General features: G+C 38.6%; 23 protein-coding genes. 15 read left to right on the top strand and 8 right to left on the bottom strand.

The features are described from left to right. Nucleotides 1-32: 32 nt before the first annotated feature. Nucleotides 33-1,313 (top strand): glycosyl hydrolase family 18 protein, encoded by a 1,281-nt coding sequence (locus LC455_RS00335; RefSeq protein WP_223587580.1) that lies wholly within the window; start codon nt 33-35, stop codon nt 1,311-1,313. Nucleotides 1,314-1,358: 45 nt separating this feature from the next. Here the strand turns inward: LC455_RS00335 and infC are convergent, their stop codons facing one another. Continuing rightward, entirely contained in the window at nt 1,359-1,835 is a 477-nt protein-coding gene (gene infC / locus LC455_RS00330; RefSeq protein ID WP_223587579.1) for a translation initiation factor IF-3, read from the bottom strand. A gap of 275 nt (nt 1,836-2,110) precedes the next feature. Here infC and LC455_RS00325 point away from each other — a divergent pair, with 275 nt between their 5' ends. From LC455_RS00325 to LC455_RS00315, 3 genes are read left to right on the top strand one after another with little or no spacing between them, the layout of a single operon-like run. After that, the gene (locus tag LC455_RS00325; RefSeq protein ID WP_223588724.1) at nt 2,111-2,299 is read left to right on the top strand and encodes a hypothetical protein; all 189 of its coding nucleotides are present in this window, start codon (nt 2,111-2,113) and stop codon (nt 2,297-2,299) included. Next, on the top strand, nt 2,290-2,370 hold the full coding sequence (locus tag LC455_RS31615; RefSeq protein WP_223588630.1) for a hypothetical protein: 81 nt from the start codon (nt 2,290-2,292) through the stop codon (nt 2,368-2,370). Before LC455_RS00325 ends, LC455_RS31615 begins: the two co-directional genes overlap by 10 nt. Next, nucleotides 2,336-2,545, top strand: a complete 210-nt coding sequence (locus tag LC455_RS00315) for a helix-turn-helix domain-containing protein (protein ID WP_317851403.1) — start codon at nt 2,336-2,338, stop codon at nt 2,543-2,545. Before LC455_RS31615 ends, LC455_RS00315 begins: the two co-directional genes overlap by 35 nt. Before the next feature lie 69 nt (nt 2,546-2,614). On the opposite strand, the gene LC455_RS00310 is transcribed toward LC455_RS00315, so the two are convergent. The 4 genes from LC455_RS00310 to LC455_RS00295 all read right to left on the bottom strand — a co-directional run bounded on the left by LC455_RS00310 (nt 2,615) and on the right by LC455_RS00295 (nt 5,726). Beyond that, on the bottom strand, nt 2,615-2,764 hold the full coding sequence (locus LC455_RS00310) for an Arc family DNA-binding protein (RefSeq protein WP_223587578.1): 150 nt from the start codon (nt 2,762-2,764) through the stop codon (nt 2,615-2,617). A gap of 13 nt (nt 2,765-2,777) precedes the next feature. Further along, entirely contained in the window at nt 2,778-3,638 is an 861-nt protein-coding gene (locus tag LC455_RS00305) for an SPFH domain-containing protein (protein ID WP_223587577.1), read from the bottom strand. A gap of 166 nt (nt 3,639-3,804) precedes the next feature. Continuing rightward, nucleotides 3,805-4,956, bottom strand: a complete 1,152-nt coding sequence (locus LC455_RS00300; RefSeq protein WP_223587576.1) for an SLC13 family permease — start codon at nt 4,954-4,956, stop codon at nt 3,805-3,807. 143 nt (nt 4,957-5,099) lie between these two features. Next, a complete protein-coding gene (locus LC455_RS00295; protein ID WP_223587575.1) occupies nt 5,100-5,726 on the bottom strand; it encodes a fumarylacetoacetate hydrolase family protein in 627 nt (208 codons plus the stop codon). 157 nt (nt 5,727-5,883) lie between these two features. Here LC455_RS00295 and LC455_RS00290 point away from each other — a divergent pair, with 157 nt between their 5' ends. From LC455_RS00290 to LC455_RS00270, 6 genes are all read left to right on the top strand, one after another. Continuing rightward, a complete protein-coding gene (locus tag LC455_RS00290; protein WP_223587574.1) occupies nt 5,884-6,324 on the top strand; it encodes a cell wall hydrolase in 441 nt (146 codons plus the stop codon). Nucleotides 6,325-6,573: 249 nt separating this feature from the next. Next, entirely contained in the window at nt 6,574-7,620 is a 1,047-nt protein-coding gene (locus tag LC455_RS00285; RefSeq protein ID WP_223587573.1) for an ADP-ribosylglycohydrolase family protein, read from the top strand. A 210-nt stretch (nt 7,621-7,830) separates the two neighbouring features. Further along, nucleotides 7,831-8,496, top strand: coding sequence for an aquaporin (locus LC455_RS00280; RefSeq protein WP_223587572.1), 666 nt, complete (start codon nt 7,831-7,833; stop codon nt 8,494-8,496). A gap of 155 nt (nt 8,497-8,651) precedes the next feature. After that, entirely contained in the window at nt 8,652-9,662 is a 1,011-nt protein-coding gene (locus LC455_RS00275; RefSeq protein ID WP_223587571.1) for a DUF3231 family protein, read from the top strand. Nucleotides 9,663-9,704: 42 nt separating this feature from the next. Continuing rightward, nucleotides 9,705-9,833, top strand: coding sequence for a hypothetical protein (locus LC455_RS31240; protein WP_263297639.1), 129 nt, complete (start codon nt 9,705-9,707; stop codon nt 9,831-9,833). 249 nt (nt 9,834-10,082) lie between these two features. Next, nucleotides 10,083-10,997: a VOC family protein gene (locus tag LC455_RS00270; protein ID WP_223587570.1), complete on the top strand. Its 915-nt coding sequence runs from the start codon at nt 10,083-10,085 to the stop codon at nt 10,995-10,997. A gap of 283 nt (nt 10,998-11,280) precedes the next feature. Here the strand turns inward: LC455_RS00270 and LC455_RS00265 are convergent, their stop codons facing one another. Beyond that, nucleotides 11,281-11,931, bottom strand: a complete 651-nt coding sequence (locus LC455_RS00265; protein WP_223588626.1) for a DsbA family oxidoreductase — start codon at nt 11,929-11,931, stop codon at nt 11,281-11,283. A 215-nt stretch (nt 11,932-12,146) separates the two neighbouring features. Between LC455_RS00265 and LC455_RS31235 the strand changes: the two genes are divergently transcribed. From LC455_RS31235 to LC455_RS00250, 4 genes are all read left to right on the top strand, one after another. Then, nucleotides 12,147-12,269 carry a hypothetical protein gene (locus tag LC455_RS31235; RefSeq protein WP_263297638.1) on the top strand — a complete coding sequence of 41 codons (123 nt, stop codon included), beginning with the start codon at nt 12,147-12,149 and terminating at the stop codon, nt 12,267-12,269. A 179-nt stretch (nt 12,270-12,448) separates the two neighbouring features. Then, nucleotides 12,449-14,041, top strand: coding sequence for an FMN-binding glutamate synthase family protein (locus tag LC455_RS00260; RefSeq protein WP_223587569.1), 1,593 nt, complete (start codon nt 12,449-12,451; stop codon nt 14,039-14,041). Between the two features lie 2 nt (nt 14,042-14,043). Beyond that, a complete protein-coding gene (locus LC455_RS00255) occupies nt 14,044-15,675 on the top strand; it encodes an acetolactate synthase large subunit (protein WP_223587568.1) in 1,632 nt (543 codons plus the stop codon). 16 nt (nt 15,676-15,691) lie between these two features. Then, nucleotides 15,692-17,119: an aldehyde dehydrogenase family protein gene (locus LC455_RS00250; RefSeq protein WP_223587567.1), complete on the top strand. Its 1,428-nt coding sequence runs from the start codon at nt 15,692-15,694 to the stop codon at nt 17,117-17,119. A gap of 158 nt (nt 17,120-17,277) precedes the next feature. On the opposite strand, the gene LC455_RS00245 is transcribed toward LC455_RS00250, so the two are convergent. Both LC455_RS00245 and LC455_RS00240 read right to left on the bottom strand, forming a co-directional pair. After that, nucleotides 17,278-17,733 carry a hypothetical protein gene (locus LC455_RS00245; protein WP_223587566.1) on the bottom strand — a complete coding sequence of 152 codons (456 nt, stop codon included), beginning with the start codon at nt 17,731-17,733 and terminating at the stop codon, nt 17,278-17,280. Nucleotides 17,734-17,749: 16 nt separating this feature from the next. Further along, a complete protein-coding gene (locus LC455_RS00240) occupies nt 17,750-18,514 on the bottom strand; it encodes a hypothetical protein (protein WP_223587565.1) in 765 nt (254 codons plus the stop codon). 305 nt (nt 18,515-18,819) lie between these two features. Between LC455_RS00240 and LC455_RS00235 the strand changes: the two genes are divergently transcribed. After that, nucleotides 18,820-19,410: a molybdopterin-dependent oxidoreductase gene (locus LC455_RS00235; RefSeq protein WP_223588624.1), complete on the top strand. Its 591-nt coding sequence runs from the start codon at nt 18,820-18,822 to the stop codon at nt 19,408-19,410. Nucleotides 19,411-19,605: the final 195 nt, after the last annotated feature.

Raw genomic sequence — 19,605 nt, 5'->3', positions numbered from 1 at the left:
TAAATTCTTTAATATAGGGAAGGGGTGACTGGATGTCTGTCCATGTTGTTGGTACTGGAGAAAATCTGTGGTCTATTTCCAAATTGTATAATGTTTCCATTCGTTCAATTGTTAGTGTAAACGGATTAACATCGACAGCGCTTGTTCCTGGTCTTGCTCTTTATATTCCAGACAATACGCTGCCGAACCGTGCGTATCGAATAAAGACGGGCGATTACCCTTGGAAAATAGCCCAACAATTTAACTCTAGCCTTTCATTGATAAGTGCTGCTAATCCGGGAGTAGATCTCAATCACTTACGGGTCGGTCAGATCATTTCCATACCCTCAACCATTCATTTGGAAATAAATACACTTGGATTTTTGGTACCTTCAGCAGAGACGACAACCCTTTCGATATTAGATTCTTTATCCAGTCAGTTAACCTTTTTAGCGGTAGTGAATTATTCCTTTACAGATAAGGGTTTTGCTTTTATGGAAACCGACGATTCTGTCATTATTGCTAAATGCAATCAAGTAAGCATTACACCATTATTGATGATTCGTAACTTTACGGCCAAGGGGTTTAGTGCGGAGCTGGCAGGAAAGGTACTTGGAAATTCAACCTATCGACAGAATTTAGTTGCAAGCATCGTCAATCTCACAATAACGAGGGGGTTTAGCGGGGTAAGCCTTGACCTTGAATTCATCCCACCGGCAAATCGTAAAGATTTTAATTTGTTTTTAATAGAATTAAAGAAACAACTGGGCGAATTAATTTTACAAGTAAACGTTCATGCCAAAACAGCGGATCTACCGACCAATCGGATTGTCGGAGCTTATGATTATGCAGCGATTGGAAATACAGTCGACCTTATGGCAGTTATGACGCTCGATTATGGCTATCCGGGCGGTCCGCCCGATCCAATCTCACCAATTAGATGGGTAGAACAAGTGATTAACTACGCGTTAACCAAAACAGATCCCGGGAAAATGCTAATCGCCATGGCATTATATGGATATGATAAAGAGGTCATTACAAAGGAAACGAAGGGATTTTCCGTACTAGACGCACAAAATCAGGCGATCCTAAATCGAGCATCTATTCAATTTGATGACTCGGCTAAATCTCCATGGTATCGTTATTGGAGCGGCACGAAAGAACATGTAGTTTGGTTTGAAGACATTCGAAGCTATATTGAAAAGTATACCCTTATTGATGTTTACCAATTAGTTGGCACAACTTTTTGGCAAATCAGTCTGCCGGCACCCCAGAATTGGGCGTATGTAAGTAATAATATAAATGTGGTAAAAATAGAGGTTGAACCTATTTAAAAAAACCATAAAAAAATGCGAGAGTCAAAAGGCTCCCGCATTTTTTTATGGTTTTAACAATAACGATAATATTCGGCCTTGTAAGGAAGCATTTGTTTTAGAATTCACTAGGTGGTTGACCTGTTGGCAAAAATTAGCGAGTAGTTCTTCGCCAATTTCTGTATGCGTGATTTCCCTTCCGCGAAAACGGACGCTTACCTTTACATGGTAACCTTTTGTTAAGAAGGAAATCGCACTTTTTACCTTTGTTTGAAAGTCATTATCACCAATAGCGATGGACATACGAATTTCTTTAGTTTCGATTGTCTGCTGATTCTGTTTGCTCTGCTTTTCTTTTTTCTGTAACTCAAATTTGTATTTACCGCTATCTAATATCTTACAAACTGGCGGGTCGGACGCACTGATTTGGATAAGGTCCAATCCCAATTCACTCGCCATGTTAAGTGCTTGAGCGGTGGGTAATACTTGTTGACCGCTTTCTGAAACGAGTCTCACTTCTTTTGATTGAATCGCTTCATTCATTATAATTTTTTTAATAAAAAAATCCCTCCAATTAGGAAAAATAAGATTATTATATTTTATGTTTAATCCACGGGGACGGTTCGCCTGGTTTAAATGATTTTAGATTAGTGATATCAGAACCGTCTCCATGTTATAATTTTGTTAGTTTATCAAACTAATAAAAAGATTCAACCTAAAAAAATCACAAATTATCCTAAAAAAAGAACATTCAAAAACATTCATTAGATTCTTAAAATAAAAAACAAGTAAACGTTTTCAATTTGGGGGGGGATCAAATGAATGTCATCAAAAAAATAGGATTAGCCATTGATATTGTTTTCGAAAAATTCACTCTACTATCGTTGGTTGCCTTGATTTTGGTAGTAACCACACAAGTTATGACTAGGAAATTATTTAATTTTGTATTTTTTGGTCAGAGGAAATTACGCTTTTATTGCTTGCCTGGTTTGCTTTTATGGCAATAGCGGTAGGTTTTCGGGAGTATATCCATTTAGGAATTAATTCTTTCACGAATTTATTTCCTAAAACTTGTTGATTATATTACCGAGCTTCGTATTGAGGAAAGTAAACGGCTGTTACAAAATACATCGTTAAGAATGTCTGAGATTGCCGAAAGAGTAGTGTATTCCGACTTAGCATATTTCAGCAATAACTTTAAAAAAATCATGGGTTGCTCACCATCGGAATTTCGTAAATCGTTTGTTAATTGAATCTGATAAGGGGACGGTTCTCATGGCTTAAATTTCATTAATTAAGACCACAAGAACTGTCCCCTTGGCTTATTTTAATCTTCCTGCTTTTTTGGCTGCCTCTTTTAAGATGACTTCGATTTGGGCGTTTACACTCCTGATTTCATCTTCCGCCCATTTCTCAAGCACTTCATATAATTTGGGGTCAATCCGGAGCGGAAATGATTTTCTTTTACTCATTTATTACACAACCTTAATAAATGCTTCCTGTATTGATTATTGGCTGCGTTCCTTTTTCAGAAACGATGGCGACCATTAGGTTATTCACCATCTGGGCTTTTTTCTCCTCATCCAACTCCACAATTTCCTGCTCCGCGAGCTGGTCAATAGCAGCCTTGACAAGACCGACGGCACCGTCAACAATGACTTTTCGTGCTGATAAAACAGCTTGTGCCTGCTGTCTTTGAAGCATGGCAGAGGCGATTTCCGAAGAATACGCAAGATGCATGATCCGTGCCTCAATCACATCGACACCCGCAACCTCTAGTCTTTTTTGTAAATCCGATACGAGTACATCTGCGACTTCATCACTATTTTGTCGAAGAGTCAGCGTGTTCTCTGTAGTTCCGAACGAATCATAGGCATAGGTGCTGGCAATATGACGAATACCGGTTTCGCTTTGGATTTGAATGAAATTTTTATAGTTTTCCACATCAAACAGGGCTTTGGCGGCATCTCTCACTTTATAAACCACAACAGCAGCAATTTCAATTGGATTTCCTTCTAAATCATTGACCTTAAGCTTCTCACTGTTGAAATTGGTAACCCGTAAAGAAACACTTCGTTTGAAGGTGAATGGAATGGTTGCCCATAACCCTTGGTCCCTGATAACACCCAGGTAAGTTCCAAAGAAAGTTAATACTTTGGCTTCGTTTGGCTGAACAACGGTTAAACTTGTCGCAATAATGAGACCTAAAAGAACGACAAATACTCCAGCAACTTTTCCAGGAATTTCTGTTCCCGTTACCAGTAAATAAACTCCGAAAATAATACACAATAGCGCCAGGATTAGTGCGGCAAAACCATTCATTTTAAAAACGGATTTTTCTCTCATACGTTTCCCTCCCCAAGTAAAGTGATATGAAAGTGATATCACATTTATATCATAATACACTTATTAAAAAAAGTGAATTTTTTATAATCTTAAAATCAATAATGATGAAGGGCCGCTATCCTAAATCAGGAATAGCGGCCCTTCATTTTAACGGGGATACCGTTTGTTAAATAATGTTTAGTAATTTTAAGATTACATATTGAATAAGTGCGAAAATCGCCAAAAAGGAGAAGTTATAAATACTAAATTTGATTAAATATTGCTTGGCCTCGCTTGGATTGGACTGAATAAACAGTTTGTAAGAAATGACACTAGCGAGAGATGCAATGATCGTTCCTAGCCCGCCAATATTGACACCGAGTAACAAAGGTTTCCAATCCATTGTGAAGTTTGCAAGCAGAATGGAGGCAGGTACATTACTGATCATTTGGCTGAAAATTATTGAACTGAAATAGACAGAAGCAGGATTCTTTAAGCTTGTTCCAGCAAAGGTTTGTACGGCTTCTGAATGAGATATATTTCCTATAAAAATAAAAAAACAAATAAAGGTTACAAGCAGCAAATAATCAATTTTTAGTAATACTTTTGCATTTAATAAAAATGAAATCATCAATGTGATTATGAATGCGATTTGATAAGGGATGACTCCAAAAATAGACGCAATAATGACGCCAAGTACCAGTCCCCAAACCAATGATTTTTTCCAATCCTCTATTGTAACGGGAGTAAGATCTACTTTTAATTCATTCCCCCGAAGTCTGTGAATGAAAAAATAAAGAGAACTGACCCCAAGAATAGCCATGAATAGGACGGTTGAGAAAAAGGGCATTGGCGTAATGCCAAAATAGGAATAGATAAACAAATTTTGAGGGTTTCCCATTGGTGTCAGGCTGCTGCCGATATTGGCAGCGACTGTCTGGAGGATCACCGTCTCCATCATGGGCAAATGTGTCTTTTTGCTGATAACAAGAGTCAATGGCACAAAAGTCAGTAATGCTACATCATTTGTCACAATCATCGAACTAAAAAAACACAGCAAAATCAGGATCGCTGAAACGGATTTACTATTCCTGCATTTATTTAAAAGACTAATCGCCAATTTGTCTAATATCTTAAGCTCTTCCAACGCCTTAATCACCAGCATTAAGTTGAATAGACAGACCAAAACATGAAAATTAATATACTCCAGTTTTGGAGCCTGAATGAAACAGCTTGCAGCTGCAAGGATAATAGAAATGGAAAAGACCAGGTCTTTTTTTAAAAAGCGAAATGATAGAGATAATTTATATTTTTGTTTAATAACAACAGATTCTTTCATGGTAAATCACCGCCGGAAAATTTCACAACGTTTTGATTCTACCATGAACGTAGCGGAATGGATAGAAAAATTTCGGTGCCACAGAGACAGTTCCCATGGCTTAAATTAGATTAGTTAAAGCCAAGAGAACCGTCCCCCTGGCATTATTTTAATTTAACCACACAATCTCCAAGAATTTGGTTATCCCATTTTAATGACAAATGATCTCCGTCGAAAACTTGTCCGACTCCTTCTGGTGTTCCTGTAAAGATGATGTCACCTTCACCCAGGCCAAAATGTTCAGAGGTGAAATCCACTATCGTTTGCAAATCAAAAATCATATTTTTAATAATTCCTTGTTGTACCATTTCTCCATTTTTAATCAGCGTAAAGTCCTTGTCCATTAATTGGTTAATTCCAGGAAATTCAATGAATTGACTCATAACTGCTGAATGAGGGAATCCCTTTGCAAGCAGCCATGGATAGCCTTTTTTCTTTAATTCAGCTTGAATATCCCGTAAAGTAAAATCAATGCCAATTCCCATTAGGTCGATCACTTCATCTGCCTTCATGCCTTTCTCGTGTTTTCTTCCAATATAAATCACAAGTTCTGTTTCATAATGGATAGACCCGCGATTTCCAGGCAGATAAATCTCCTGGCCATTGGCTTCCACAAAGGCATGAGTGGGCTTTGAAAATAGAAATGGGGAAGTGGGAACCGCATTATTTAATTCTTTTGCATGGGCCGCGTAATTTCTGCCAACACAATAAATGTTTCTAATCTGCCTCATGATCAATCCCTCTTTCAAAATTTGTATGGATATAACTGAATAAACAATAGAAGTGTATCTTTACTTAAAAAAATGCGCAAGTCCTTGTGCGCTCTTATTTTTTAAACAATGACAACATTGTAGGCTTTTTTTCATACTATATTTTTGGGGTGATAAAATGCCAAGAGCTAATTACCGGACTTCGGACGTTGCCTTAATGGCACGGATGATGAGAGCAGAAGCCGAAGGTGAAGGAAAACAGGGAATGTTATATGTTGGTAATGTCATTGTAAATCGTCTTGTAGCAAATTGTTTAGACTTTAAAGGGTTAAGATCAGTTAACCAAGTTATTTTTCAAGTACAAGGAGGAAACTTTTCTTTTGAAGCTGTTCAAAAAGGGAATGTATTTTATCAAAGAGCCAGAACATCTGAAAAAAGATTAGCAAAACAGAATTTGGACTATTGGAGAGATCACCCGGCAAAATTTGCATTATGGTATTTCAATCCACATGCTCCATGTCCTGCAACATGGTATGGTCAACCAAAATCTGGACAATTTAAAGAACATTGTTTTTATGAACCAAAACCTGCAACATGTGATAGTGTTTATAGTGGCTAAAGCTGCTCTTATAAATAAAAAAGCAGGAAGGAAAAATCCTTCCTGCTTTTTACATGTAGAGTCGGAAATCTACAGGTAAGTTTAGAACAGCCTAAAATTTTATTTAAAAATGCTTATATTTTAGGGGTGTGTTATTTTTGGTTCACCTTATTTGTTTATAATAGGTTATGAGTATTACCCAAGCTTACAAAATTTAACTACAAAATTTTACTCGGTGCAAAATGAAAGTTTGAAAGCGAGGAATTTTTTATGCAAAGAGCGCAAGAATTTTTTAGAGGATGTCTGATCGGCGGAGCGATTGGTGACGCTTTGGGCTGGCCAGTTGAATTTAATAAACATGACCAAATTGTTCATCGATATGGATCCAATGGGATTCAAGACTTGCAACTAGTATCGTCTGGGAAAGCCGAAATCACGGATGATACACAAATGACACTTTTCACTGCTGAAGGAATCTTAAGAGCAGAAACCAGAGGCATTCGAAGAGGAATTTGTCATCCCCCATCAGTTGTTTTCTTTGCTTATCAAAGGTGGCTGTTGACACAAGGATACCCAAGGATTGATGAATACGAATGGATTTATGATGGCTGGCTGCTTGGTGTTAAAGAACTCCATGCAAGGAGAGCACCAGGTAAATCATGTTTATCAGCTCTATCCAGCAGAAAGCATGGGACGATTGAAGAACCCATTAATAATAGTAAAGGCTGTGGAGGTGTCATGCGAGTTGCTCCAATTGGACTGTTTTGTCCAAAAGAAAGAGCCTTCGATATGGCAGCTGATTGTGCCGCATTAACTCATGGACACCCATCAGGTTATTTATCAGCAGGCGCACTTGCCTCCATAATCGCTTCCATTATAGAAGGAGCAGATATCCAAACTGCCGTCAAACAAACCATAATGGAACTGAAAACCAAAGAACACCATGAGGAATGCACAAGGATTCTAGAGAAAGCACTGGACTTAGTAAAAAGTGACCTTCCTGATTATGAGGCCATTACTCAACTTGGAGAAGGCTGGGTGGGGGAAGAAGCCTTAGCGGTTTCTGTATATTGTGCTTTGAAATACGAGAGTGATTTTAAGAAAGCAATTGTAGCTGCCGTTAACCACAATGGGGACAGTGATAGTACCGGTGCCATCACAGGGAATATTCTAGGAGCATATCTGGGACTTAATAAAATCCCAGTAGACTGGGTAGAGAAGGTAGAATTGAATGATATCATCATCCAAGTTGCAGATGATTTACTTACAGGTCATCAAAGGACAGAGGAATGGTGGAATCGCTATCCCGGTTATTAAAAATCAGGATTAAATCTTGATGAGAAAGTCTTAATCGAACCATTTTTTACATATATTCATATTAACTTAGAGCTCTAAGGAAAAAACAATAGCTTACAGCTTAACGTGTCAAACTGCATAAGGAACCGATAAGCCATGAATAAACCCTGCAAAAATGACCCTATTCTTTGCAAAATCAGGTTTTCACCACTTGTGAGGAGGGAATTTTTTATGTTGAAAAAGGGGATTGCTGAATTGATTGGCACATGTGTATTGGTTTTATTCGGAACTGGAACAGCTGTTTTAGGCGGCGGAGTGGATGGAATCGGTATTTTTGGTATTGGCCTCGCCTTCGGATTGTCCTTAGTAGCAATGGCGTACAGCGTTGGAACCATATCTGGATATCACTTAAACCCGGCTGTTTCCATCGCTATGTTTGTCAATAAGCGAATAAATGCCAAGGAACTTGCAGGGTATATCGTGGCACAAGTCATTGGTGCGTTATTAGGAACAGCACTATTACAAACCTTTTTAAAAATATCGAACATGCCTATAGAAAATCTAGGTCAAAATAGCTTTGCCAATCTTGAATCATCAGGAGCCTTTTTGGTGGAAGCGGTTTTAACTTTCGTCTTTATTTTAGTGATTATGATCGTAACTGGTAAAAAAGGAAATGCGTCTTTCGCTGGGCTTGTCATTGGATTAACGCTGTTATTAGTTCACCTATTGGGCATTCCATTGACCGGATCGTCCGTAAACCCTGCACGAAGCCTTGCACCAGCAGTATTTGCTGGCGGTGATGCCGTTTCCCAATTATGGGTATATATCATCTCCCCAATTGTCGGTGGTGTAATCGCAGCTTGGGTAGGAAAATATATATTTGACACGGAAAAATAATATGGAAATTTAACTATTTCTAAACGTAAGAGTGTACCATTTTTTGGTACACTCTTTTTTGTTAATCTTTTATCATCTATGTTTAGTTAAATAAAGATAAGGTATATTTAAATTCCATGTAAGACAATCTATGAAAAAACAATGAGGTGTCTCGTGTGAATTCCACTCATGAAACCAAATTGACTTCTGCAGAGATTGCTGCCCTCTGGACACAATATTTAAACGAAACAGCAGGGCTTTGCTTTCATAAACATATGATCGAACACCTAGAGGACAAGGATATCATAGATGTTTTTGAATATGCGATCTCTCTCGGTACCGAACATTTGGAGAAAATAAAAGAATTCTTTCTAAATGAAGGTTTTCCAATTCCAATTGGATTTACGAATCATGACATGATTCCAAACACACCACGTCTTTTTTCTGATGTATTGTGTCTCCATTTTTTAAATATCATGTCTATCCATGGCTGTCATGGGTACAGCGGGGCGCTCACCACAAGTGCTCGATATGACGTTCGTGATTATTTTACGAGTTGTAATGCTTCCGTAATTGAATTATGTAATCGGACAAAGACTATTTTGATGGAAAAAGGTTTATACTATCGCCCCCCAGTGGTTTTTCCACCTGAAAAACCTGATTTTGTCAAAGACGAAAACTTTATAGCAGGTTGGTTTGGTGAAAAAAGGCCGTTAAGCTGTATTGAGATTACCGATATTTATTTTAATTTGAAAAAGAGCATCATGGCGAAAGCAGTCACAGTTGCCTTTTGCCAAGTCGCTCAATCCAAGAAGGTTCGAGCCTTTTTTTTGGATGCCGTGAAAACAAAAGACAGCCACATCCAAATGTTTCATGACTTATTGAATAAGGAAAATTTACCTGCACCGCCCACTTTAGAAGCGGAAGTTACGAAATCCACCACGTCTCCGTTTTCAGAAAAGCTAATGATGTATCAAGTCGGATTTTTATTCTCAACCGCAATGGTATATTACGGAACTGGATGGGCATCGTCACCCAGAAGGGACTTGACTCCACATTACATGATGGCCATTTCTGGTGATGTGAAAATTGGGAATGATTGGATGGACATGGTGATTGAGAACGGTTGGCTGGAACAGCCTCCTTTAGCAGAAGACAGAAGGGAATTAGCGATGAAGAAAAAATGAGGTTATAAGAAGCAGGTAGAGAAATTCTCAGGAGGGGATATCATGAGCAAAACAGAGGAATTAAAACAGGAATTGCAAGTTTTGACCGGTCGTCGTGAAAGGATGCAGAAGAACCTATATGAAGTGGAAAAACGCATTAATGAGATTGTTAATGAATTGAAAAAACAATAAAGCTTAATTACAAAAAGAAGGTTAATGAATTCGTACCTTCTTTTTTAAATGACTCATAAATATTCGATTTCGTTATATCCATTTTTGTAAAAATGAAATGATTTGCTCCTTGAGCTTGGCAGAATAGTGGAAAAAAGTGCTAAAATAATAAGGGACATTATTTGCTACAGGGACGGTTCTAATGGTTTAAATGAGATTAATTTAGCCCATAAGAACCGTCCTCTTGGCTTGAAATGAAGGAGGAATATCATGTCGAAAACAAATCAAAAAATCGTTCCGCATTTATGGTATGACAAGGAGGCAAAAGAAGCTGCCGAGTTCTATGCTTCCATTTTCCCGGACTCCAAAATTACGAATGTAACAACAATCCACGACACACCATCTGGCGACTCCGATATAGTCACTTTTGAGCTTTGGGGGCAGAAGTTTATGGCCATCAGCGCAGGACCTTATTTCAAGCTCAATCCGTCCGTGTCTTTCATCGTTAATTTTGACCCATCGCGAGAAAAAGACGCTAGTGAAAAAATAACTGAGGTTTGGAACAAATTGTCCGAAGGCGGCACAGCATTAATGCCGTTTGGTCAGTATCCGTTCAGTGAGAAGTTTGGCTGGATTCAGGATAAATATGGTTTGTCTTGGCAGTTAATGCTTACCAACCCAGAAGGTGAAGAGCGGCCTGCAATAGTTCCTTCACTCTTGTTTGTCGGTGATAAATGCGGCAGCGCGGAAGAGGCTATTAATTTTTATTTATCAGTATTTAAAAACACAAAGCAGGGACTTATTGCCCGCTACCCTAAAGGCTTGGAACCTGACAAAGAAGGAACAATCATGTTCTCTGATTTCATGCTTGAAAGCCAGTGGTTTTCTGCAATGGATAGCGCTCATGAACACAAATTCAGTTTTAACGAAGCACTCTCCTTTATGGTGTACTGCGACACACAAGAAGAGATTGATCACTACTGGGAAAAGCTTTCTGCTGTTCCTGAAGCCGAGCAATGCGGCTGGCTGAAAGATAAATATGGCCTATCCTGGCAGATTGTGCCTACTGCGATGGACGAGATGATGAGCAAGGGCACACCGGAGCAACGTGCGCGTGTAACCAAAGCATTTCTTGAAATGAAGAAATTTGATCTTGAAAAATTACGGGAAGCATACAAGGGATAAAGAGAAATCAAAATGATCAATGAGCCGAAAATAGGCAAGTGTTTATTCACTGCTTGCTTATTTTCGGCTTTTTACCTGTTCCCCTGTATACTAGTTGGGTTTTTTCTTTCATTTAACATATGAAGGACACTTCACTTACTTCCCGGATGAGTTAGGGCAATATGAAGGCCTTTAATTGCCCGTACTCCTGTTTCCAAGATGGGTTTTGTCTTTCATTTACCCTATGAAGGACATTTCTCACACTTCCCAGATGAGTTAGGGCATCATATTTTATGTTTTATTTCTACGGAATCTCGCAACCTTCATTATCACAAGTGGCACCGGTTTGCCCGCCTAGGTTAGTGAAGGGACCATCCTGCTGCATGACTTGCTTGAAAGCCTGGACAAATGTTTCGAGAGGCTGAGCCCCGGTCAACGAGTATTTTTTGTTAATTAGGAAGAAGGGTACGCTTCGAATCCCGTATTGCTGGGCTTGAACTTCGTCTGCGTAAACAGCATCACTCATTTCCTTACCAGAGAGCATTTCTTTCGCGGCCGGACCATCCAATCCAATTTCTTCAGCCAGCTGAACAAGTGTGGCATGGTCACCTATATGTTTACCCTCGGTGAAATAAGCACGCAAGAGTCGTTCTGCCATTTCCTTCATCATCCCATACTTTTTTGCATACATTGTTAATCGATGAGCATCAAAAGTATTGGTTAAAATGACTTTATCAAAGTGATACTCCAACCCAGCGTCCCGAGCTATGCGCTCTGTGTTGCGGCAGCTCGCCTTAGCTTGATCGAGGCTCATCCCATATTTTTTTGATAAACTTTCGTAAACATTATATGGAACATTTCGTTCTGTTGAAGGATCTAATTCAAAGCAGCGATACACGATTTCAACAGGAAAATCGATTTTCTGAATAGCGTCATCCAGACGCTTCTTGCCAATATAGCAAAAAGGTCAAGCAAAATCAGTCCACATTTCTATTAACATGACAAATTCCTCCCTCATCGATGATTTCTTTAGTATATCAATTCAATACTATTTCTAAAGATATAAAGAATTGTTTGGCTCCACTCATTTAATAATTTCTAAACCATTGCCCTTACAAAATGGATTGGACATGCATACGAATACCATAAATAAATTAGGGAGGACAGTGATTGGAGACCATGAAAATAAAAAGAATAGCAGTTGATTCAATTCTTTATTCAGATATTGACGATTGTGAAACAGACGATGAATCCGATGATTGGGATGTTCAATTCGAAGGGAGTGTAAGTTAATTAAGGCTGCCTTAGGCTGCCTGACTTCCGGTGGGGTAATAAGTTTCCTCACCAGAGGTCAGGCTCTTTACATTTAACTCATATTTTCGTTAAGGATAAATTTCCCCATAAAGAGAATCTTATCATTATAAATTCCATTTTTAATATCAATAAAGTGTTTACTTATGGAGGAAATGATAATGAATATTGCCGACGTTTTAATCATCATTGTTTTTGTTCTATTGGTTTTGTTTGTATTGTTCTTACTAGTGGTAGGATTGTATTTATTATTTATCGACCGAACGCAAAAACAGCATCCAATTCTTCGCAATTATCCACTTTTAGGACGTGCAAGATACTTTTTGGAGACAATTGGACCAGAGCTTCGTCAGTACTTATTTGATAGTAACAATGATGGAAAACCTTTTTCTCGAACCGATTTTCAACATATTGTAAAACAAGCAAAGTATAAACGTAATGTGATTGGATATGGTTCACAACGGGATTTTGAAGAAGCTGGTTTTTATATTCGGAATTCCATGTTTCCTAAATTAACAGAGGAATTAAAAATGGACCAAGAGACAAAAGTAACGACGAATCGTTACCTCTTGTTAAAGGAACCTTTATTTACACAGAAAAAAGAAGTGTTAGAGGAAAATGAATCATCCGCCTATTTATTAGACGATAAGGATGCGATCGTGATTGGAAAAAATTTAAAGCACCCCTTCATTGTAAAAGGGCAAATTGGGATGTCCGCAATGAGTTATGGTTCTTTAGGTGATCATGCCATTACCGCACTCTCCAAAGGCTTAGCTATCGCGAAGGGGGCATGGATGAATACAGGCGAAGGCGGGCTTTCAGAATATCATTTAAGAGGCGGCGTAGATATCATTATGCAAATTGGCCCCGGATTATTTGGAGTAAGAGATAGAGAGGGAAATTTCAGCTGGGAAGCATTAAAGGAGAAAAGTCAAATCCCTCAAATAAAAGCGTTTGAGATTAAATTAGCTCAAGGGGCAAAGACACGCGGCGGCCATATTGATGGAGAAAAAGTAACAGAGGAAATCGCAAGAATTCGGATGGTAGAACCCTTTAAGTCCATTGATAGCCCTAATAGGTTTAAAGAATTTAGTGATTTCCCGTCCTTATTTAATTTTATGGAACGGATTCGTGAGGAAACAGGAAAACCGGTTGGTATGAAATGCGTTATTGGAAGTATGCACGAAGCCGATGAATTGGCAAAAGCTATAAAAGAAACCGGAAAAGGCCCCGATTTTATCACCGTAGACGGTGGTGAAGGCGGTACGGGTGCTTCTTATCAGGAACTAGCTGACAGTGTTGGATTACCAATTAAAGCTGCTCTTCCATTAGTAAACAATGCCCTTATAAAATATGACGTCCGTGATCGAGTGAAAATCATTGCCTCTGGCAAACTCTTTTCACCAGATCGAATCGCTATTGCTCTTGCGATGGGGGCAGATCTCGTCAATATTGCACGGGCATTAATGATTACAGTAGGCTGTATCCAAGCCTTAAAATGCCAATCAAATGCTTGCCCTGTCGGTGTAGCCACAACCGATCCCGATTTACAAAAGGCTCTTGTCATTGATGAGAAAAAGTATCGTACGGCCAATTATTTAATCAGTATGCGGAAAGGGTTGTTCCGTCTGGCTGCCGCAGCTGGTTTGGATTCACCCGTGCATTTTAAACCAGAACATATCGTTTACAAAGACGAAAGAAATCATGTTTATTCATTAGAAGAAGTTTATCAATCCATTGTAAAGGGTGTGTAATAGTGAAGTCAGCTGAATTATTAGTTAAGTGTTTAGAGGAAGAGGATGTAGAATATATCTTTGGGATACCAGGAGAGGAAAATATCGATCTAATGGATGCTCTTCTGGATTCAACGATTAAATTTATCGTAACCCGACATGAAACAAGCGCAGCTTTTATGGCAGGGACCTACGGGAGGTTAACGGGAAAACCGGGTGTGTGCTTAGCCACCTTAGGGCCAGGCGCAACAAATCTTTTAACAGGTGTGGCAAATGCCAACATGGATTTGAATCCCATTGTGGCGATTACCGGCCAAGCTAGTTTAGACCGGCAGCATAAAATTAGTCATCAGTATTATGATTTAATTCATATCTATGAACCTGTAACAAAATGGAATGCACAAATAAAAAAGGGAGAAATCATACCTGAGGCAGTTCGTAAAGCATTTCAAGTATCGACTCAGGATAAACCAGGGGCAGTCCACATCGATCTCCCCAATGATGTTGCTGGAATGGAGGTAGAAGGAACTCCATTAAAAGGAACAGTCCATACTTTAACAGAAGCAGGGGATCAAGTCATTAAAGAGGCAGCCCAGCTTATTGAACATGCTGAGCACCCAATCATTTTAGCTGGTAACGGAATAACGAGAGGAAATGCTGCTGATCAATTACGGGCTTTAGTGGGAAAAATCAATATACCAGTCGTCCATACTTTCATGGGAAAAGGAGCTCTTCCCTGGACCCATGACTTAAATTTACTGACAGCAGGCATTGGCGGGAATGATTACATTACTTGTGGATTTAATCATGCTGACTTAATAATCGCAATTGGTTTTGATATTGCAGAATATGCTCCATCTAAATGGAATCCTAATGGTGCCACCTCCATTTTACACATTGATACAGAGGAAGCAGAGACAGATCAACATTATCCTGTAAAACTAAACATAGTAGGAGATATCAAACGGAATTTAGAAAAGTTACATAAGGTTCTTTCCCAACGAGAAAGGAATAATTCATGGGTATTGAACGTTCGGAATAAGGCTCTGAATGAGCTGCAGCAATTTAGTGACGATACAAGCTTCCCGCTCAAACCTCAGAAAATTATTTCCGATCTAAGAGCTGTTTTAAAAGAAGAGGATATTGTGGTTTCGGATGTGGGGGCACATAAAGTATGGATAGGGAGAATGTTCCATACCTATCAACCGAATACCTGTTTAATTTCTAATGGCTTGGCATCAATGGGGATCGCGGTCCCTGGAGCGATAGGAGCGAAACTTGCCCAGCCGAATCGAACGGTTGTCGCTGTTTGCGGGGATGGATCTTTTCAAATGACCGGCGCTGAGTTAGAAACAGCTAAGCGGCTGAATCTCCCCATTATTGTTTTATTATGGAGAGATGAGGGGTATGGCTTAATCGAATGGCATCAGATGAAAAAGTTTAACCGTCCTTCCCATATTAAATTTGGAAATCCTGACTTTGTCCAGCTGGCCTCGTCCTACGGATTTGAAGCATTGCAAATTAGCAAAGCAGAGGAACTTAAGCCTGCACTAGAAAAAGCCATTGCCATGAACAAACCAGTCTTTATTGATTGCCCAGTTGATTATAGTGAAAACATGAAATTAACGGAGAAATTAAGTCATCTTCAATGCTAAGAAAGGGAGGGTCAACATGCGGCTCGGTTCGATTATCAATGGTCAAGAGCGAAATGAACCTAATCGGGAAACACTTGAAGTGAAAAATCCCTACAACCAAGAAATAGTAGCGGAATTAGCTTTAGCGACAGAAACGGATCTGAATGAAGCAGTAGAAAATGCCTTTGAAACTTTTCATTCTACGATGAAGAAGATGCCTGCACATCAACGGAGTGATATTTTACGAAAAGCTGCCGACATATTAGAGGAAAAGCCGGAGGATTTTATAGACACCATTGTCCAAGAGGCTGGAAAACCAATCAAATATAGCCGAGATGAGATCAATCGTTCTGTTCAAGTTCTCCGGTTTGCTTCGGAACTTGCTAAAAATATTACAGGAGAAGTTCTGGCAATGGATGCAGCCATTGGCGGGGAAAATCGAATGGGGCTTGTGAAACGAATCCCATTGGGTGTGGTGGGGGCCATCACTCCCTTTAACTTTCCGCTGAATCTGTCCTTGCATAAAATCGCACCAGCGATTGCTGCAGGTAATACGATTGTGTTCAAACCTGCCGAGAAAACACCAGTATCGGGTTATAAATTAGTCAAGTTATTTCAGGAAGCGGGCCTGCCGGATGGAGCATTAAATTTGTTAATGGGAACGGGAGTGGTAGGGGCACCACTTGTCACACATGAAAAAGTCCATAAAGTTTCGTTTACAGGAAGCTTAGCAGTCGGAAAGAAAATTCGTGAAACCGCCGGCTTTAAAAAAGTAACCCTAGAATTAGGCTCCAATTCCCCTAATATCATTTTCGAAGATGGGGACATAGAAACGGCTGTAAAAAGATTAGTGGTAGGAGCATTTTCTTTTTCAGGACAAGTTTGTATCCATGCTCAACGAATCTTTGTACAAAAAAATGTTTATCAGTCATTTTTGGATCAGTTTATCAATGAAACAAGGGCATTGAAAATTGGCGATCCACTAGAGGAAGCCACAGACATCGGACCGATGATTACCGAGAAAGAAGCCGAGCGGGCGAAGCTATGGATTGATGACGCGGTTCGAAATGGTGCAAAAATAGAAGTGGGCGGTGAACGAAACGGAACCATTCTTTCCCCGACCATCATGACCAATGTTGATCGCAATATGAAAATCATCGCCGAAGAGGTTTTTGCACCGATCGTATCCGTGATTCCGTTTGATACTGAAGAGGAAGTCATCGGATATGCCAATGACTCTATTTACGGTTTGCAGGCGGGAGTCTTCACCCAGGATATTGACCGAGCCATCAGGGTTGCAGACCAATTAGAAATTGGCGGTGTTTGGATTAATGATATCTCTACCTACCGGCAGGATAATCTGCCTTACGGCGGAGTAAAACAAAGTGGAGTAGGCAGAGAAGGAATTAAATATGCCATAGAAGAAATGACAGAACTGAAATTTATTGGCATTAAATTAAAGTAGGACAGGGAGGACGGTTCCATTCATATTTAGATAAAAATTAGAATTAAAGAGAAAAGGGTATCAATAAACTCGATACCCTTTCCCCTTTATTGGTAAAATACTGTTTAGAATGATAATCTTCAAAAGCCAAAATAATGGCTGGTTCATTTAAACAAAAACTACATATTCTTTATTCTTGTTAGTCCGAGAGCCTGATTTTCCCATAAGATTTTTTCAACGGTTTTGCATTCATATTCTTCACAGCGAATCATTAAAACAATTTCTGATGTAATATTTTTGAGTCCATGTTTATTTTTTTTAACTAATATCATTTTTATAAGAAATCCTAAAAGCAAACCAATAATAGCACCAATTATACCCCATATAATTGGACCCCATTTTAAAATATAACCATAAATGGCCCCTAAGAGCATCAAACATGTACCAAGTATTGCTGCTGAATCAAATAGACTTAAGCCATCTGCCCTATGAATGGTATCAAATAGTTTCCTTTGTTCACTTCTTTTATCTAGAGGGGCAGCCAGTATCCTTTCATTTGAAAAATCATTTTGTTCCAGTTCCGAAAGGGCCAGCTCAATAAAAATCGAGTTTTCAAAGGAAGCGATGACTAACATAATGTTTACACCCCTTTCAAATGGGAGTTTTAAAATTAATATTTTGGTATTTATTCCGTAAGTATTTTGACATTTCTTTTTCAAACAATTTGTTGAGCTCAACCGTAGATGAATAGGCATCGTAAATGATAAAAAAATATATGGATGGAAAATAAAGTGCCCATTGCATATTTATAACCTCTTTAGCTTTTACAAAATCACCTAACATGGATAAGTGAATGGCAGACAAAATATTACCATAATAACAGATTGCTACTGTATAGAGAAATATAAAAAATCCCGATATAACATTATGAATATAAAGGTGACCAAGACCAGGAAATAAAACGGACCATGCTAAAGCTACTAATGGTTTACGTTTATCCAAGTAGTTCATGTCCCACGATCCCATTTTTTTATTCAAAATAGGTGCGTCCTCTCTATCTGCTAATACATATTGTTTGTTCAAATCCACCGTGGATCGATAACCGTCCCATATTCCAAACATATATATAGCCACGTAAAGAATTAACCATCGTTCATTCAAAACTACTTTTGCAGCATCAAAATCACCCAATAAGGAATATAAAATCCCAAGGTTCACATGTGCAACTCCATTAATAAAGGTTTCCCATAAAATTAAAAGAAACCCTGCTGCGTATCTATGCTGCAAAAGATGTCCAAATCCCGGATATGAAAATGAAAAAAAGGCTACGACCCACGGATTTTTCAAATGAAGTTGTCCAGTTGTAAATTGCGATAAATAAGCCCTTTGTCTTCGATAGGGAGGAATTTGATTCATTATTCGTACCTCTTTTGTAGAATAATCCTTATACTTTTTAATAATGTCGATATTGTGGGATATAATTGCTATTATATATTTAGGTAATATTGTGGAATTAGCAAAAGAAGACCTATTTACGTCTTCTTTAGTTTAACCAGTCATTTCCTTCATATGTAACAGGAAGGAGAAGAATCTGATGAATACTTCTTTTACAAAAAATTCATCAGAAGCCGGATTATGTAAATAACTAAATAGTGAGATGGCATACTATACAAAACACTGTGATTTAATTAACGTTTAAGAGGAAAAAAGGATGGTGTATGATGGAAAAGCAGCTTCCGCCAGGCCAATTTGAAACAGAAAAATGGCCAATCCTGCACGTAGGGGATGTTCCCGAGTTTAATGAAACCACATGGAATTTCAGACTTTTTGGCGAGGTAAAAGAAGAAAAGTTCTTATCCTATAAAGAAATCATGGAGCTTCCAAAGACTATTTCAAGCGTTAACTTGCATTGTGTTACCACCTGGTCTAAATTTGATACAACGTTTGAAGGAATTGCACTTAGAGAGTTATTGAAATTTGTCGAAATGAATGAAGATGTAAAATACATTAAAATTTACGGGTATTACAATGGAGACAAGTTTGGTTATTCAGCAAATCTACCGCTCGAGCCTTTATTAGGGGACGATTCTTTGTTTGTATATCGATGGAAAGATAAAAATCATGATTGGCAGGATATTGATCCAAAACATGGTTATCCGCTAAGGTTTATTCCACCAGAAGTATTTTATCTATGGAAAGGCTCTAAGTGGGTTTCAGGAATTGAGTTTATGAAAGTAGACGAGGCCGGTTTTTGGGAAGAGCGTGGCTATTCGATGACAGCCAATCCATTTAAAGAAGAACGCTACCGTTAGCCAGTTTACCCTACGAATATGAAATATAATAAATGATTCAAAAGTGAACTCGCTCAATTGTAGCGGGTTTTTGCATTTTTATATGTTATAACAAAGTCTGTACGTTTTGTTATTTCGTATATATATATGAAAAAACTCCTAAACGGAACTTGGTAAAGAGACAATGGGTCTACAATTGCACATGAAAATTATTCT

The sequence above is a fragment of the Neobacillus bataviensis genome, assembly GCF_019969725.1.
The sequence above is the reverse complement of the archived record's forward strand: the minus strand, read 5'-3'. Positions and strand labels throughout refer to the sequence as shown.